This window comes from Corynebacterium sp. LaCa54 (assembly GCF_046717495.1).
Classification (GTDB): Bacteria; Actinomycetota; Actinomycetes; order Mycobacteriales; family Mycobacteriaceae; genus Corynebacterium; species Corynebacterium kefirresidentii.
Genome location: NZ_CP177115.1, coordinates 1,746,616 through 1,762,880 on the forward strand (window position 1 = coordinate 1,746,616; position 16,265 = coordinate 1,762,880).

General features: G+C 57.6%; 11 protein-coding genes and 3 pseudogenes. 7 read left to right on the forward strand and 7 right to left on the reverse strand.

Features of this window, described 5'->3' with window-relative positions:
- Positions 1 to 2: 2 nt before the first annotated feature.
- The 3 genes from ACLI1M_RS08490 to ACLI1M_RS08500 all read right to left on the reverse strand — a co-directional run bounded on the left by ACLI1M_RS08490 (position 3) and on the right by ACLI1M_RS08500 (position 2,649).
- Positions 3 to 551 carry a CAP domain-containing protein gene (locus ACLI1M_RS08490; protein WP_248100438.1) on the reverse strand — a complete coding sequence of 183 codons (549 nt, stop codon included), beginning with the start codon at positions 549 to 551 and terminating at the stop codon, positions 3 to 5.
- Positions 552 to 1,259: 708 nt separating this feature from the next.
- Positions 1,260 to 1,970: an IS6 family transposase gene (locus ACLI1M_RS08495; RefSeq protein WP_411706504.1), complete on the reverse strand. Its 711-nt coding sequence runs from the start codon at positions 1,968 to 1,970 to the stop codon at positions 1,260 to 1,262.
- Between the two features lie 289 nt (positions 1,971 to 2,259).
- Complete coding sequence (locus ACLI1M_RS08500; protein ID WP_004601215.1) at positions 2,260 to 2,649, reverse strand: heavy metal-responsive transcriptional regulator; 390 nt, start codon at positions 2,647 to 2,649, stop codon at positions 2,260 to 2,262.
- A 108-nt stretch (positions 2,650 to 2,757) separates the two neighbouring features.
- On the opposite strand from ACLI1M_RS08500, the pseudogene merA reads away from it, so the two are divergent.
- The 7 genes and pseudogenes from merA (at position 2,758) to ACLI1M_RS08535 (ending at position 10,462) form a co-directional block, all read left to right on the forward strand.
- Positions 2,758 to 4,181 (forward strand): annotated as a pseudogene (gene merA / locus ACLI1M_RS08505) (mercury(II) reductase).
- A gap of 227 nt (positions 4,182 to 4,408) precedes the next feature.
- Positions 4,409 to 4,891, forward strand: coding sequence for a TlpA family protein disulfide reductase (locus ACLI1M_RS08510; RefSeq protein ID WP_083311901.1), 483 nt, complete (start codon positions 4,409 to 4,411; stop codon positions 4,889 to 4,891).
- The gene (locus tag ACLI1M_RS08515) at positions 4,888 to 5,844 is read left to right on the forward strand and encodes a cytochrome c biogenesis CcdA family protein (protein ID WP_411706506.1); all 957 of its coding nucleotides are present in this window, start codon (positions 4,888 to 4,890) and stop codon (positions 5,842 to 5,844) included. Before ACLI1M_RS08510 ends, ACLI1M_RS08515 begins: the two co-directional genes overlap by 4 nt.
- Before the next feature lie 375 nt (positions 5,845 to 6,219).
- Positions 6,220 to 6,370, forward strand: a pseudogene (locus ACLI1M_RS08520) (IS481 family transposase); the annotation flags it as partial.
- Between the two features lie 572 nt (positions 6,371 to 6,942).
- On the forward strand, positions 6,943 to 7,536 hold the full coding sequence (locus ACLI1M_RS08525; protein WP_086589213.1) for a recombinase family protein: 594 nt from the start codon (positions 6,943 to 6,945) through the stop codon (positions 7,534 to 7,536).
- Positions 7,537 to 7,819: 283 nt separating this feature from the next.
- A complete protein-coding gene (locus ACLI1M_RS08530) occupies positions 7,820 to 8,404 on the forward strand; it encodes an antirestriction protein ArdA (RefSeq protein WP_316327760.1) in 585 nt (194 codons plus the stop codon).
- Between the two features lie 860 nt (positions 8,405 to 9,264).
- Positions 9,265 to 10,462 (forward strand): annotated as a pseudogene (locus ACLI1M_RS08535) (IS3 family transposase).
- Between the two features lie 324 nt (positions 10,463 to 10,786).
- On the opposite strand, the gene ACLI1M_RS08540 reads toward ACLI1M_RS08535, so the two are convergent.
- From ACLI1M_RS08540 to ACLI1M_RS08555, 4 genes are all read right to left on the reverse strand, one after another.
- A complete protein-coding gene (locus ACLI1M_RS08540) occupies positions 10,787 to 11,356 on the reverse strand; it encodes a tyrosine-type recombinase/integrase (RefSeq protein ID WP_158093101.1) in 570 nt (189 codons plus the stop codon).
- Positions 11,357 to 12,168: 812 nt separating this feature from the next.
- Positions 12,169 to 13,542 (reverse strand): NAD-dependent succinate-semialdehyde dehydrogenase, encoded by a 1,374-nt coding sequence (locus ACLI1M_RS08545; RefSeq protein ID WP_284835918.1) that lies wholly within the window; start codon positions 13,540 to 13,542, stop codon positions 12,169 to 12,171.
- A gap of 98 nt (positions 13,543 to 13,640) precedes the next feature.
- Entirely contained in the window at positions 13,641 to 14,846 is a 1,206-nt protein-coding gene (locus ACLI1M_RS08550; protein ID WP_284835917.1) for an oxygenase MpaB family protein, read from the reverse strand.
- A 43-nt stretch (positions 14,847 to 14,889) separates the two neighbouring features.
- Positions 14,890 to 16,257, reverse strand: a complete 1,368-nt coding sequence (locus ACLI1M_RS08555) for an oxygenase MpaB family protein (RefSeq protein ID WP_284835916.1) — start codon at positions 16,255 to 16,257, stop codon at positions 14,890 to 14,892.
- Positions 16,258 to 16,265: the final 8 nt, after the last annotated feature.

Genomic DNA, 16,265 nt, shown 5'->3' on the forward strand with positions numbered 1-16,265 from the left:
GTTTATCGTCCGAAGTTTTGGACTACGAAAAGTTTTCCGTCCTTATCTTTAGCAACTCCAATGCCTACAGATTTTGCGTCGGGGTCAAGAAGGTTTTTCCGGTGTCCTGGAGAATCGGCCCACATTTTAACTAGCCGAGCGTTGGAATAGTCGTCCCATGCTTGGAGTACGTTTTCTCCGCCTGCCGGAATGCTAGAGGGATAGTATTCCCAGTGATTAGGGCGGTGTTGTAGTTCGCCCTCTTGGGCTAGGTGGTCTGCCCAGTCTTGGGAGAGGTGGTTAAGGGCTGGGCTTCTGCGTACTGGTTTGCGGCCGTTGACTATGCGTACACCGTTGGTGTAGATGTAAATGGATTCTGCTCGTACGGCATTTGGTTCTTTGCTGCTAGCTTTGCTGGAGGCCTGGGAGGAAAGGCCGTTAGTGGTTTCGATGTCGCTGCTGAGGTTAGCGGATGTTGTTTGGGCTTGTGCTGGTGCTGCGATGCCTCCTGCGATGAGGGCTGCTGTGACGGCGATAGGTGTGACTAGTTTTGTTGGTTTCAGAGTGAGCATTGTGTGCCTTTCTGCAATGAGAGAATGTTGGGGACGGTTTTCACTTTCCCTCGGCACCCAGAGTAGGCGCTTTTCTGACCTTTTCCACCTGTGAGAAGTTTTCTTATAATACTTATCGTATAAATATTGTTTGATCTGTGAATTTTAAGGCGATTCTCAGATTGAGAGTAGCTTCAATTACAATACGTGATTTCCACCTACTTCCATCCACCCCCAAATTTGCCCCCGTACCAAAACCAAGCCCCTCCCCCTTCCAATAACTAGGGGTGCCCCAAAACCAAAAGATCCACTAAAACATAAGCCAAAAACAAAAGAGCGAAACCACCAACTCACAACCTTAACGTGAAACCCCTGACCCCACCCCCGACACCACCAACGTCGACCCTGGCTTCTTCCTAGACCAAAAGGCCCCAACCAAGAAGGACCCGAAGGAGCAAGCCGAAATCACCGGCATGCGACTAGACAACGCCAAGAAGGGCGTAGACACCGCCAAGGGCATCGCCGACACCCTCAATGGTCTAGGCGGCCTATTTGGCCTCAACAACGGCAAGTAAAATAAACTACGCCTACTCCCCCTCTGGTCAGACCAACGGCCATTGGGGGATTACTTATATCTCCGGGCTATCAGGCGGTGCTGTTGCAAACTTCAGGCGGAGAGCCGTGACGACCCAGTCTTCATCCTCTGATGCTCGCTGCGGGTCGGCGTTCTCAGGCAGCCTCGAACACCCGGCTGACGATCACCGCATCCGGCTTCGGTTGCCCGTAGGCAAACATCGCGCCCTGGCCTTTCCGTAATGAGTGCATCGCTTCCATCCCTTTCAACGTCCGGTACGCCGAGGTCCGGTTTTTAAACGCCCCCTTCGGTCCGAGGATCCGTTTCAGCCGCCCATGATCTCCTTCAATGACGTTATTGAGGTATTTCACCTGCCGGTGTTCCACTGTTGGCGGGCAGATTCCCTCTGACTTCAACTCGGCGATTGCCCTGGCCAGGGAGGGCGCTTTATCGGCGTTGATCACCCGCGGGAACCCGGTTATCGTGTTCGACCTCAGGGTCTTGGCCAGAAAACGCTTCGCTGCGGCCACGTTACGCTTTGGGGACAGGTAAAAATCCAGGGTATGCCCACCCGCGGTGATGGCCCGATAGAGGTAGCACCACTTTCCCCCGACCCGGATATAGGTCTCATCCACCCGCCAGGAACTAGCCTGCCAATCCGGGACTTGTCGGTACCACCGGGTCTGCTTGTCCAGCTCAGGAGCATATTTCTGGACCCAGCGGTAGATGGTGCTGTGATCGACCGGTACGCCGCGTTCGGTCATCATTTCTTCGAGGTCGCGGTAGCTCACGCCGTAGCGGCAGTACCACCGGACCGCCCACAGGATGATTTCACGGGGGAAATGACGACCGGAGAAAATGCCCATGGCTGTGATTATTTCACGCAGGTCTTCCTGTCGCCCGAACTTTGCAACAGCACCTTATAGGCTCAGTTTTGGTTGCGAGTGCTGTGGTGGCAACTGTCAGTCCAGAGGCCAAGAAGCTTTTGGCTCAAAATGCACCAAAGGTATTATCCTCAACCGCCAAAATGTTACTTCCAGGTAAGAAATAGTCCCTATTTATAGATAGCTCCTGGCGGTTAATCCTGTCATCCTGGCTCTCGTCGAGCTGCAACTCTCGCATAGCGTGGTTGCTAAGAAGGTGTGCCCAATTGGATTACAAGTACCTACACACTTGATCGGTGCTGCACGTTTCAGGGTCCGGGTGTGCGGCGTCCTGTCTGAGGTCCGCGATAGTGTCGCGCAGCACGGAGAGCTGCGCGATCTGCTGCTCGATCTCAGCGAGGCGCACGTCAAGCAGGTCGCGCACGTGCTCGCAGGGCGCCTGGCCGCCGTCGCGGATGTCGAGGATCTGGCGGATCTGGGCGAGGGTCAGCCCGGCGGCCTGGCCCCGGTGGATGAACCCGACCCGACCCACGGCATCCTCGGCGTAGTCCCGATAGCCGGAGGCCAATCGCTCGGCCGGAGGGAGCAGCCCCGACTCCTCGTAGAACCGCAGGGTCTTGGTCGTGGTTCCGGTTGCTTCCGCAAGCTGTCCGATCCTCATGTTCGCCGATTCCCCTTCCAATGGCCACCACACTTGACCTTCCATTGTACTGGAAGGTTCACAATGGTTCCATAGGAACTTTTGAACCACAGGGAAGAGACATCTGGAATGACAAACGAAAAGTTCGATCTGGCGATTATTGGTTCCGGCGGCGGAGCGTTTGCGGCCGCGATCCGGGCCACCGGACTGGGCAAGCGCGTCGTGATGGTGGAGCGCGGCACCGTGGGCGGGACATGCGTGAACACGGGCTGCGTCCCGTCGAAGGCGCTCCTGGCTGCCGCGGAGGCCCGCCACGTGGCGTTGGATTCGGCCCGCTTCCCTGGGGTGGCGGCCTCGGCGGGCCCGGTGGACATGCCGGCCCTGATTCAGGGCAAGGCCGCGCTGGTTGAAAGCATGCGCACGGAGAAGTACGTCGATCTGGCCGCGGACTACGGGTGGACGATGATCTCGGGGGACACGTCGTTCACCGGAACCCAGGACGCACCGCTGCTCCGGGTGATCTCCCCGGATGGTGCAGTGAGAACGATCGAGGCCGGGCACTACCTCGTGGCCACTGGCTCCGCACCCTACGTGCCGCCCGTTCCCGGACTGGCCGAGGCCGGGTACCTGACCTCGACGACGGCGATGGAACTGGACGAGGTGCCCGAATCAATGCTGATCCTGGGCGGAGGCTATGTTGCCCTGGAGATGGCACAGCTTTTCTCCCGGCTGGGCTCCCGGGTGACCATGCTGGTCCGTTCCCGGTTGGCCTCGCAGGAGGAACCGGAGGTATCCAAGGCGTTGGCGGGGGTGTTCGCCGACGAGGGGATCCGGGTGGTCCGGCGGGTCATGGCCGACTCCGTGGCCTCCGGCCCGGACGGGGTCTCGGTGACGGCAAACGTGGCCGGGGGCGAGGAGGTGTTCCGCGCTTCCCGCATCCTCGTGGCACTGGGCCGCCGCCCGGCGACCGAGGGACTGGACCTTGACGCCGTCGGGTGAAGACCGGCGCATCCGGCGAGATCGTGGTCGATTCCCGCCTGGCCACGTCCAACCCGCGGGTTTGGGCCGCCGGGGACGCGACCGGCCATCGGGAGTTCGTTTACGTCGCAGCGGCCCACGGCGCCTTGGCCGTGGACAATGCGTTCACCGATGCCCTGGCCGAGGTCGACTACCGGCACCTGCCCCGGGTCACCTTCACCAGTCCCGCCATCGGGGCGGTCGGGATGACGGAAAAGGAAGCTGTCGCCGCCGGGATCAGCTGCGAGTGCCGGGTCCTCCCCCTGGAGTACGTGCCGCGAGCCGTGGTCAACCGCGACACCCGCGGCTTCATCAAGGTTGTCGCGGACCGCGACACCGGACGGATCCTGGGCCTCTCCGCGGTGGCCAAGGACGCCGGGGAAATCGCCGCCGCCGGCGTCTACATCCTCGAAGCGGGCATGACCACCGCGCAGGTCGCCGCCGCCTGGAGCCCCTACCTGACGATGGCCGAGGGAATCAGGATCGCCGTCAAGGCCTTCACCACCGACGTCTCCGAGCTCTCCTGCTGCGCCTGAGCTCCAGCCCCCACTACCGAAGCAAAGGAATGCCCTGACCGCCACCGACCAGGCCCTCACCTATCTGTTGTCCCCGAGCACCACCGCACCGACCACGGCACCGCCTGAGTCCCCATCCCCATTCCTGGAAGGAACCACCAGACACCATGACATACCCGAGATCCCGCCGTTCTCTGTCCGTTCCCCGGCCCAGGCACCTCGCCTGCGCCCTGTTTCTGGCAGCGGTCATGGCACTGACAACCGCCTGCGCCAGCTCACCGAGCGGCCCGTCGGCCGCGCCAGGCGGTTCGTCGCCCGACGCGGCCGGTGCCGTTGCCGTTACGGTCTCCGACATTGACGGCACTACCCGGACCATCCCGGACGGTAAGCCCGCAGCACTGTTCTTCTTCTCTGCCGGATGCGGTGAGTGTGCAGAAGGGGCCGATTCCCTGAACAAGGCCTCCACGGCCCTGGGAAGCTCGGCCGACTACCTCCTGGTGGACGTGGACCCCCGAGAACCGAAGGAGACCATCAACGGATTCCGCGATTACATCAAGGCCCCTGAGCTCCCTGCCGTCATCGACACCGAGGCCACACTGACCACCCGGTACAAGGTCACCTCCATAAGCACCCTGGTGGTGGTCGACGCGAAGGGCGACGTTACCTTCCGGGCCACCGACCCGTCTGCGGAAAAGATCCAAGAAGAACTCACCAAGGCCGGTGCCCAATGACAGCCGTGCTTGCCCTGGCCTTCGCCGCTGGAATGATTGCCCCGGTCAATCCCTGCGGTTTCGCCCTCCTGCCCGCCTGGATAGCCCAGACCATCGGGGACGCCCGGACGCGCCCGCTCGCGCTGCGTCTGGCCCACGGGCTCCGGGCCGGGCTCGCGCTCAGCCTCGGCTTCGCCGGGACCCTGGCAGCCTTCGGGCTGATCGTCAGCGCGGGCGCCAGGACCCTGATCAGCGCAGCGCCCTGGCTGGGAATGGCCACCGGGGTGATCCTTCTCCTGCTGGGCCTGGCCATGCTCACCGGACTCACACCACGGCTCCGTCTGCCGGCCTGGGCCACGAAACCCCGCACACAAGAAGCCGCAGGGGCAGGTCACAAAACCGGGCGCATGGTGGCCTTCGGGATCGGATACGCCGCAGCATCCCTCGGCTGCACCCTCGGGGTGCTCCTGGCCGTGATCGCCCAAGCCCAGGCCGTCGCCAGCTACGCCGGGCTGCTCGCGGTCTTCGCCGCCTACGCCGCAGGCTCGGCCACTGTCCTGATACTCGTTTCGGCAGGCACGGCCATCGCCGGGGCCGCCCTCGGGCGAAGAATCACCGGCCTGGCCAAGCACAGCAACCGCATCGCCGCCTTCATCCTCACCATAACCGGCGCCTACCTCAGCTGGTATTGGTATCCCGCCGCCACCGGCGGAACCGCACAGGCCAACAGCCTCGCCGTATGGTCGGCCGCCGCCAGCGCCTGGATCAGCGACAACAGCACCCTGATCGCAGCCCTCGCCGCAGCCGTGGTGCTCGCATCGGCATTGGCCGCCCTCAACCGGCGCAGGAGACTGCGCATCAGACAGGGAACGCCGCCCACAGGCGAGGGTCCCGGGCAAAGCGGGGAACCCGACTGCTGCACACCAACTCCGGACAACAACTCGACCGAGGACCGGCCAGGCACGATCCCGTAGCTGGCCGAGGACTCCCAAAAAGCAATGGGGAGAGGGAACCTTGCCCATCTTCTGGCAAACGAGGCGCGCGCCTATCAGGACAGGTTGGTACAGCGGCATCAGGCCGGAAGTCAATTCGTGCAGAGGACTTCGGGCAATCCGTCAGGAGCCCTCTGTACCGCCCCCGCAATGACGGGAACGTCAGTGTGGTGGACTTCGGAAAGCCACAGTGACACCCACTAGTTGTACTCGACCGTGACGTTGGTGGCACTTTCGGTCTTGTGAAATAGCTAGGCCTCCTGGCTTAGTGGAGCTGTCTAGTTCTTCACTGCCAGGAAGCCTCTATGCCCAACGGTAACGCCCGCTTGACCACGCATGCGAGAGCGTTGCTGGTGGCCAGGCAAGCTCATCCATATCGATGTGAAGAAACTCAGCCGCACCCCCGACAGCGGCGGTTGGCGAGTCCACGACCGATCCGCGACCGGAAGACCCGATCGGGTTCGACCACGTCCATGCCGCTGTCGATGACCACACCCGACTCGCTTATATGGCCCACTAGCGGTCGCGGAGCGTCCTGAAAACCTAAAGTTTTATGAGACACCCGGCAGGAACTGGAATGTGAGACCGTTTCATGGGGCAATTGGCCTCCTCCCCGTCTCACTAAAGCGTCTCGCCCTAAGTTGTCGCAGGGTGGTGCTCGGTAGGGGTTTGTGAGGCATAATCGAGACATGAGGCTTTTGGGGTACACCCTATTGTTACGCCGGTGTGCGACAGAATGTTTCCTGTAAAAAGGGCCGTTCCTAGCATTGTTTTACACGTGTCTAGTGGGGTCTAGGCCTTATGTTTACAGAAAGTGGTGAGTGTGGTGTTGTCGTCTGACGGTTTCCATATTGAAAGTCATATTGACTCTGTGCCCGCGTTGGCGCGAGTGAAAGATCTACATGGTGGATTATCGTCGGGACAGCAGGCGTTGGGCAGGATTGTACAGTCCTTGCTTGCTGACGCTGACGGTCTCGACGGTGTTCAGCTTTACGCCCTCTCGGATGCAATCGAGTCATATCGTGATGCGGTCATAGAACAAGAGACTGTTTCCTTTAAACCCTCGCGGGGCGAAGACTAATGGGCAATGACCCTGGTTCGCATGGGCAGCGGGTGGGCTATATCCGTGTTTCCACGGTGGAGCAGAATAATCAGCGCCAGAAAGAACTACTCAATGCTTCCGGCAGGATTGACCGGTTCTTTGAAGATAAGATTTCCGGCCGCACCAAGACTGCACGCCCTGGACTTGGCGAATGCATGGCCTATGTGCGCGACGGTGACGAACTCGTCGTCTCGTCAATTGACCGCCTCGCCCGATCGCTAACCGATCTGCGCGGTATTGTCGATGAACTCACCGGCAAGGGCGTGACTGTTACTTTTCTGCATGAGAATCTCGCGTTTGCGAAAGACACCACGGATCCGCGCGCGGATCTTATGCTCGGTATTTTGGGTTCGTTTGCGGAGTTTGAGCGGGCCATTATCCGGGAGCGGCAGGCGGAGGGGATTGCGTTGGCGAAAAAGGCAGGCAAGTACAAAGGCCGCAAACCTGCTCTTAGTCCGCAGCAGGTGGCGGAGATTAAGCGGCGCACACTGGCAGGGGAGTCGAAAGCAGCCTTGGCGCGAGAATTCGGGATCACTCGCCCTACCGTGTATCGGGCGTTGAAAAACGCCTAGGATGGCGCGGGCCTGGCCCCCGGACAGTGGACACGTCGGGGGTCAGGCCCGTTGTTTGAACTCGGGCGTCTAACCCAGAGGTCGTAGGTTCGAATCCTGCCCCCGTTACCAACTTCCGTCCCCTACCAGGGAATGAACTGTTCCCCATTTGTTGGATGGAGAAATCAAGTGTCATCTAGTAGAGAGCGGTGAGTGCAGGGGTATTTTTTATGTCCTCACACCGGGTAGCGACCCGGTGCGGAGTTAGTGGTGGCAAGTCAGTCACTAACAAGGAGGACCGAGCATGTTCACCCAACGAGAAGCACCCGATACAGTTCTAGAGCGCGAGCCTGGCGCGCTTGTCATGTGCGAGCACTGCTACACCGTCGACGGTATCGACAAAGGGCGATTTATTAAAGTATCTGAATGGGAAGGTGTTCCGACCGCTAAAGACGTGCATGAGTGGAATGGATATCCCATGACAGATAGGTGTAGGGGCGCGATAATATTCCGTTCCTATGGTGTGCCAGAAGGCTATTCAATTGAGCCGGTAAACGTTGAAGCATGGACTGCTGCATATGAGCAGATCGGCTACACACTATGGCCCGCCTTTTGTCGCTGGGCTGAAGATGGTGTTGTTGTTGAAGATATGGACAATGTACCTGATGTTGCCACTTTTGAAGAACAGTTCTGCGGATGGTGGCCGAGCTTTTATGAGTACGCGCTAAATCTCGCCGAAGACACTGGGTTGATGGAGGATACTGACCCCGACTCTCCGTTACGGACCTACTTTGACTGGGACTCCTGGGTGAGTGACCTAGCTTACGATTACACCGTCACCGCTACCGACGCCCGCGAGGGTGGAGTATTTATCTATCGCAATTTCTAACACTCAAGACCCCCGTTGCTGCTTATGCAGTAGCGGGGTTTATTTTTTCGACCAGATACTGACCATGTGTGGTTAGTATGTGGTTAGTGTGTGGTAGAGACCATACAGTGACCAGATAGCGACCACGTGTGGTTAGTGTGTGGTGGCAACCAGATAGCGACCAGATACAGACCAAGTACTGACCATCTATGGTTCGTGTATGGTAGCGACCATACAGCGACCATACAGAAGCCATCTACTAACCACGTGTGGTTAGTGCCTAAAGCCACCTACGGGTGGTTTATTTTTTTGACACACCGCGAGGTGACAAGAGTGCCACCGGGGTGTGCCAGCCACGAGGTAGTAGCCCCTTTAAAAGGGGCAATTTTAAAATTGGTTGCAGCGAAATCGCTCCAACCCGGCCAATTTTCATCGTGTGCCACGATACGTCACCAATTTTAAAAATTGGATACTTTAAAAATCCCCTGACCAGGAGTTTTAAACCTGCGGTTTAATTTTAAAATACCCGAAGACGCGTTTAAATGGGTACTTTTAAAGAGTACTTTATTACCCATTTACCCACGTCATCGTACGTTTTTACCGCGCCAGCGACCACCGTAGGTGGTCTAAGGGCGCAAGGGGGATAAAGGGCATAAGAGAGAGTGGCACACTTGGGGCAAGACCCCTGCGTGTGGTCGGCAAAGCCGACGCCTCTCTTATCCCCACATTTAAAAAAGACCCCACCCAGCGGGGTGAGGTCTACGGTGGCCTATTCGGCTTAAAATCTATGCAGCAACATTCAGTTGCTGGGGCCTGACCCCTTTTGGGTGGACACCTGATATCCAGCCCGGTTGGGTTAGGAAGAAAGGTAATCTACCACCATGTCCAGGTACTCCGAACAGTTCAAACGCGATGCCGTGGCCCTCTATGAGAACAATGAGGACCTCTCACTGAACGCAGCATCAGCAGAGCTCGGTATCAACCGTGCCTCGCCGCATTCTTGGGTCAAGAAGTACGGCACCGGCAAACGTGCGCGCATTAAAGCCGTGCATGAGAAAGCCCAAACGGCGAACAATTCCGAACGGATCCGCCAGCTAGAAAAGGAAGTCTCTAAACTACGCGAAGAACGCGATACCCTGCGCAAGGCCGCGAAGTATTTTGCTTAAAGAGACTCACTGGTGATCCGCTTCCAGTTTGTCTATGCCCACCAAACCGAATACTCGGCTCACACGGATGTGCCACGTTTTAAAGCTCAATCGCTCCTCGTTTTATAAATGGGTCCAAACCCGTGAAAAGCTCAGGTTAAAGATGTGTTCCGATGCCCTTATTGGTGCGAGAATTACAACCATCTTCGATGATGAGCACGGGCTTTATGGTGCTAAACGCATCGCTGCAAGCCTCAACAGTGATACGAATTTCGGCCCGATAAATCACAAGAAAGTCGCACGCATCATGAAATCCATGGGACTTAAAGGCTTTACCAAGCGCCGCCGATGTGCCACTACCAGGCGCAAGCCTGGCCACCGTGTCATGCCGGACTTAGTAGGCCGTAAATTCACAGCCACCGAGCCGAACCGCATTTATGTTGGCGACATTACCTACCTGCCCTGTAAGGGTGGCAAGAACATGTATTTGGCCACAGTCATTGACACGTATTCACGGAAACTTGCAGGTTATTCGCTCGCAGACTGTCAGATGCGAGTGTCACTGGTCGTCGATGCAATAGCCCGCGCGCACGGTGTGCGTGGCAGTCTTGACGGGGCTGTATTCCATTCCGATCACGGCAGTGTGTACAGCTGACAAGCCTTTAGGAGCTATTGCTCGTCGTTGGGTGTGCGCCAATCCATGGGCGCGGTAGGAACGAGTGCGGATAATGCCCTGGCAGAGTCGTTTAACGCTACTTTAAAGCGGGAAGTCTTACGTGATAGGAAAGTCTTTGACAATCCCATTATCTGCCGGCAGGAAGTCTTCCGGTGGTGCATGCGCTACAACACGCGCCGGCGACACTCGTGGTGCAACCTTCTAGCTCCCGATGCCTTCGAAGCACTCACATCAGCTACACTGACCAAAGCAGCATAGCTAACCCCCGACGTGTCCACTGTCCGGGGGTCAGGTACCCAGCAGTGCGTTGCGCTGACCGGTCAGTTCTTGCCGCTGTTCGGTAAGGGTGTCGTCCTCTGGGGCGAGCGCGCGCCGCGGCGTGTCCAGGCCGACATCGACAGCACGGTGGTCTACCGTGCTGCGAAATTGATCAGAGACGACGACTAGCTGTAGCCCTGCTACACGCCCTGTACGGTCTTCTGAGGTCTGTTAGGGTTCGTCGGCAGTAGTGCCTCAATTCGGTCTCTGGCGGTAAGAAACCCGTCTCAGCATTCGTTCTGAGGCGGGTTTGTGTTCGTCTCGTTAGTTCCTTGCGGCGCGTCGTGCGAGTTCGTTCATGCGTTCTTCTGCGGCTTCTTGGTAGTGCATCGCGCTGGCGACGTCTGAGTGTCCTAGCCATGCCATGATCTCTGCGAGTGTAGCCCCTGCCTGTGCAAACCGTGTGCCTGAGTAGTGCCGCAATGCGTGGAAGTGTAGGTCTGGGCGTCCTGCTTGTGTTCGCGCCTTTCGCCAGTGGTACTGGAAACCTGAATAGGTAACGTTGAGCAGTTGGTCTCCGTGCGTGTTTACGTGGTCTGCGATTGATCGTGCGTCGTTGCCGAAGACAGTTACGCTGCGCACTCCGGCTCGTGACTTGGGCCGTTTGACTTCGCGGGTGCCGCCTGCGAGTCGTACCTCTGCCTTGTCCACGTTGATGTGCACGGCGTCGATCTCGCCGCGTTCGTCCCGTGTGACCGTGAAGTCATCACGTGTCAGTGCTTGTATCTCTCCCCAGCGCAAACCCGCCGCTGCTGCAGTAATGACTGGGTAGCGAAGGTGTTCAGGCATCGCCTCAATAATGATGTCTAGCTCTGAGTCGGTTGGTGCCGTCACGGTGAGTTCTGTGGATGTCTTCGACCCGCCGCGTACCCTGCACGGGTTTTTTGCTATGAGTCCGTCTTCCTCGGCGGTCTTCAACACGCTCTTCATCAGGTCGTATTGGCGTCCTACAGACGTCTTCTTGCCGGATTTGAGTTGTTCTGCGTGCCACGTTCGTACTTGGTCGGGCGTGATCGCGTTGATCGGCATGTCGGCCCATACGCTGAGCCTGTCGGTGAGATAGCGCCTGTACTCCTCGCGTGTTCTGCTGGCGAGCCTATCTCCCTGTGAGTTCGTGCGGGTGTCAACCCATTGTGTTGCGTATTGCTTGAACGTGACTGCACCTCGCTGTCGTTCTGCCGCCTCGCGTGCTTGGGTCTCTTCTCGTTCGCGTGGGTGTGTCCATGCGTGCTGGGCTATGAGGGCGTGTTCGCTGGCGAGCCACACTTCTGCGTCTGCACGCCTGTCATATGTGGTTGGTCCTGTGATGCGTTTGCGGGTGCCTTCTGCTGACGGGTCCGGGTAAGACGCTTGCCAGCGTCCGGAGGGCAATTTCTTGATTGACCCCCACCGTGCGCGGCGTCCTCGTGATTGTGGCATGCGCTCCTCCTTGCGTGCTACATACATGCTACATCTATTGGCACTGATTGACGTTCAATGGCGTTCAATGTCGTCAATAAACGTTTATATGCAGGTATTTTATATTTCTACCTTAATTACTCTACCTGGTTCGAGCCCAGTTGGAGGAGCAAAAATCCCGCTTAGCTTTGCTAAGCGGGAACTTTTGTATTCAGCCCTATTACCTCTGGGCTAGAACGGCTTGTGGCCTAGTCGTTGATGTACAGATACTGCTTATTTACGAACTCATCTAGGGCAAAGACAGAAAGTTCGCGGCCATAGCCGGAATTCTTGATTCCGCCGAAAGGCAGCACTGGGGAGAAGTACTGTCCCAGGTTTACGTGAATCATGCCGGTATCGATCTGGTCAGCCACGTTGGTGGCACGCTCGGTGTCCTCAGAGAAGACGGCGCCGCCCAGACCGTAGTTGGAGTTATTGGCTAGCTCCACTGCTTCCTTTTCGGAAGAGACCTTATAGATTTCGGCCACAGGGCCGAAGAACTCCTCATAGTAGGATTCGGAGCCTACGGGGACGTCGGTAAGCACGGTTGGCGTGTAATAGGCCGCGGTTTCATGCAGCTCGCCACCGGTACGGATGGTGGCGCCATTGTCCACGGCGCGCTGGACCTGCTTGTCTAGGTTCTCTGCGGCGCTGCGCGAGGACATTGGGTAGTACTGGTTATCCGCTGGGCTGGAAGGATCACCTTGTGCCATTCCCTCGGCGATGCGCACCATTTCATCAACAAACTCGTCGTAGATATCCTCCATGACGATGATGCGCTTATTGGAGGTGCAGGCCTGGCCGACGTTCTCGATGCGCTTGACCCAGGCTTCCTCAGCCGCCTTAGTGATATCGGCGGCATCGAGAATAATATACGGATCAGTGCCGCCGAGCTCCAGCACAGCCTTCTTAAGGTTGCGGCCGGCGATTTCCGCAATGGCGGCGCCGGCACGCTCAGAACCAGTGAGAGAAACACCCTGGACGCGCGGATCAGCAATAACGTCCGCAATCTGGTCATGATCGGCATATATATTGATGTACACGCCCTCGGGCAGGCCCGCCTCGCGGAAGATCTCCTCGATAGCAGCGGCGGACTTCGGGGTAATTTCGGCATGCTTTAGCAAAATGCAATTGCCATTCATCAAGTTCGGTCCGGCAAAGCGTGCGACCTGGTAGATGGGGTAGTTCCACGGCATGATACCCAGGAGAGAGCCAACGGGAAGGCGGCGAACCACGGCCTTTCCGCCGGGTACATCGACTGGCTTGTCTTTATTGTGCTCTGCCGCATTATCCGCATAGAACTGCAGGATATCGCCGGAGAAGTTGATCTCCCACTCCCCTTCCGGGGTGGCCTTGCCCATTTCTTGGGCCTCAATCTTGGCTAGTTCGCCCTTACGCTCCTTAAAGAGCTCAGCAGCACGGGAGACAATCTTGGCGCGCTCGTCAATTGGGGTCTTACGCCAGGTTTGAAAGGCCTCGTGAGACTTGGCTAGTGCATCCTGAATCTGCTCGTCGGTAAAGGTATCGAAGGTTTCTACCACTTCATTTGTGGCGGGGTTGGTAACTGCGTAGCCCTTAGACATCGGGACTTCCTTCCTATGGGGTGTTGATATTGATGTACATCGCGCAGGCATTGTGCCTGTCACAACAGTACGCGACTTTTGTTAGCCATGTCACCGATTTAAGCGCCGACGGCCATCGAGCCGTCCTTCATTTTCACGCCCTCATCCTGCTTCATGTAGGTGGCATCACGGGTAAGCATCTGGCGGACCATGTCCTCATTCTTCTGGATTTCCGCCTCGAGGGCTTCCTTGTCTTGGCGCAGCAGGTCAAAACGTTCTTGCACTAGTGGGGCTTCCATCTCCAAGATGGGCTGCATCACGGACTGCGCCACGCCACAGGCATCAGCCACCTCATCGCCGTGGATGATGCGCACGTGCGCAGCGGTCCAATCTGCAAGCGTGTTTTCTGGGAAGCCGGTGAGTTCCTTAGCATTAACAACGAAGCCGGACATCAGGGCATCGACAAGCTGGCGGGCAGCCTCATTAATTTCGCCGTCGACCGCATGGATGGCATCCATGGTCTCCTGCGAGGCCTCTATACCATCTTCACCGTGGAAGAGATCGGAACGGATACCCAACATGCGGCCGACTATCTTCCACAGATAGAACACGTCCTTTTCTTCTTCTGCGGTGAGTTGCCAGCCCATACGACGCAGCCCGGCATATGGGATATACGTGAAGTCGAACCAGGTGCGCAGCATGTCGAATTCACTAATCGGCGCACCATAGTCGGAATAGTCCAAGCCCTTGCGGTTATGTACGCGGCGCACATGAGCGTGAATCGCGCGCACCATGCCTGTATGAATAAAGCCTTCCCCTCCTGGTTGCAAAGCATCCGGCAGGTAGAGCGAATAGGTCCAGTTTGTGGTGTAGGCAAGGCGCTTGACGGCACCGTCAGTAAGCTCGCCGGTGTTAACCAAAAGGTCAGCGATGGCCGGGGTAGCATACGTATGTACCAAGGAACCAGGGCCCAATGCCAGACCGTGGCTCAACGGCGGGATGGACAGGTAGGTGCGGCGACCGCGCTCAAGCTTTTCCGCGTCTAGACCCGCAAGTGCCTTGGTCATATCCTCAATCAATGCCGCTACCTCCGGCAGGGTATTGTCATCGGCGGTGCCGCGAGCTAAGGCCTCGCGCAGGTTGGGCATGATTTCCTTAACCGTATGACCGCTGGTGAATAGAGCGTCTGCCACGGGATCCATAGCCCAGAAGGCCTCTTGGTAGCGGTCTGCGCGCTGCGTGCCATACTTGGCCACAAATTCTTCGCGGCTACCGCGGCCGGCCGGCCATTCATTTACGGCGCTCAACGGTGCTGGTGCATTCATTGTGGTTTCTCCTTATAGTCTGGTGAGAGTTGGTGAAGTCGGTTTAGCTGCGGGCTTCTTTCGAGTCATCGTGCAAGGTGTAATCGGACTTGGTATCTGGTTCGTTCTTAGCGATGTAGTCTTTGATCACCTCCGTCACCGCAGTCCAAGGGGGTTTGCCATTATTGGCACGCTTTATCCTGGCCCTTTTCGCACCTGGCAGCTTGTCCCGAACTCGGGCCGCACGAGCTTCCGCTTTAGCGGCCGCCTTGAAGAGGATGGCCCAAGGCCTAAAGTTGATCTTTTCCCAGCGTGTGCCCTGCACCATAAACTTGGTGTCTTTCTCGCCGCAGATGGTAGATAGTGCGCCAAGGGCAACGTGTGGCACGAGGGGGTTGAGGCTTTCTAGGATGGACATCAGCGCGGTAGCCACACGCTCGTGGTAAGCAGAGGAATATCCGCCATTGCCATAGATGTAATCAGTCATCTTGCGCATTTCATCGCCAGTTTTAGGGATAAGGCGCTCCTCCGCTCCCATCATGTAGAGGATGTATCCCCAATACTGAGCCACGTCATCCCACTCCTGGCCGCTATGCGGACGGCCAAAGAACTCGTCGATTGCAAGCGGCATCATGCCAAACCAGCCTTCTCCAGAGACGAGGAAACTGGAGCCGATTGGACGCCCGAATTCGTTATAGTGCTCCGGACCCCACATCTTTTCCAATCCGCGGTTTGCCTGGGCATGGAGCAAACGCACGCGAACCGCCGCCTTGCGCCCCTCACCAAAGCGCTCGAAAACGTTCTTCTTTCCTAGATCCACAAAGAACTGTGCAGTCTCAATAGACCGTTGCATGGCTTGAAACTCAAACATTCCGGTCTCGCCTGTGGCCGCTGAGGTGCGATCCTCCAACGTAGTTGCCCAATAAGCAAAGGCGATAGCAAGAATCTCTGAGGTGCGGGTGACGTTGTAATAGGCTACGCGCCCGCGTTCGGCGGCCTCGAGATCTAGCCAACTTGGGATCCGATCTACTTCTTGGAAAAACTCCACCAACTCAGGGGCAGGTTCACGCACAGTATCGATGCCCTGATTTAGCGCCTGCTCGAATTTCTTCCGCGATTCCTTCGCACCATCGCGACGGAAGGCTTGAGCGAGCTTCTCACCCGTCTCATCGGTTTGCCACATGTGGTCATCTAAAAGGCGGATTTGCGCAGTACCGTAGCCCTCCCAAGAATCTTCCACTGAGTGCCAAGAATCAAAAATATTATGGCGCAGCACGGACCAGCTCGGGGTGGGGGTGCGCCGCTTAGGTGCCGGGCGCAGCGGCATTCCATCGCGGTAAAAATAGCGGAAATCCTCATAAGGATTATCGGACATCGGCAAAATCTCTGGCTGTGTGACTTCGCTCGCCAAGAGCTTGGTGGGGGTTGACATTCCAGTCA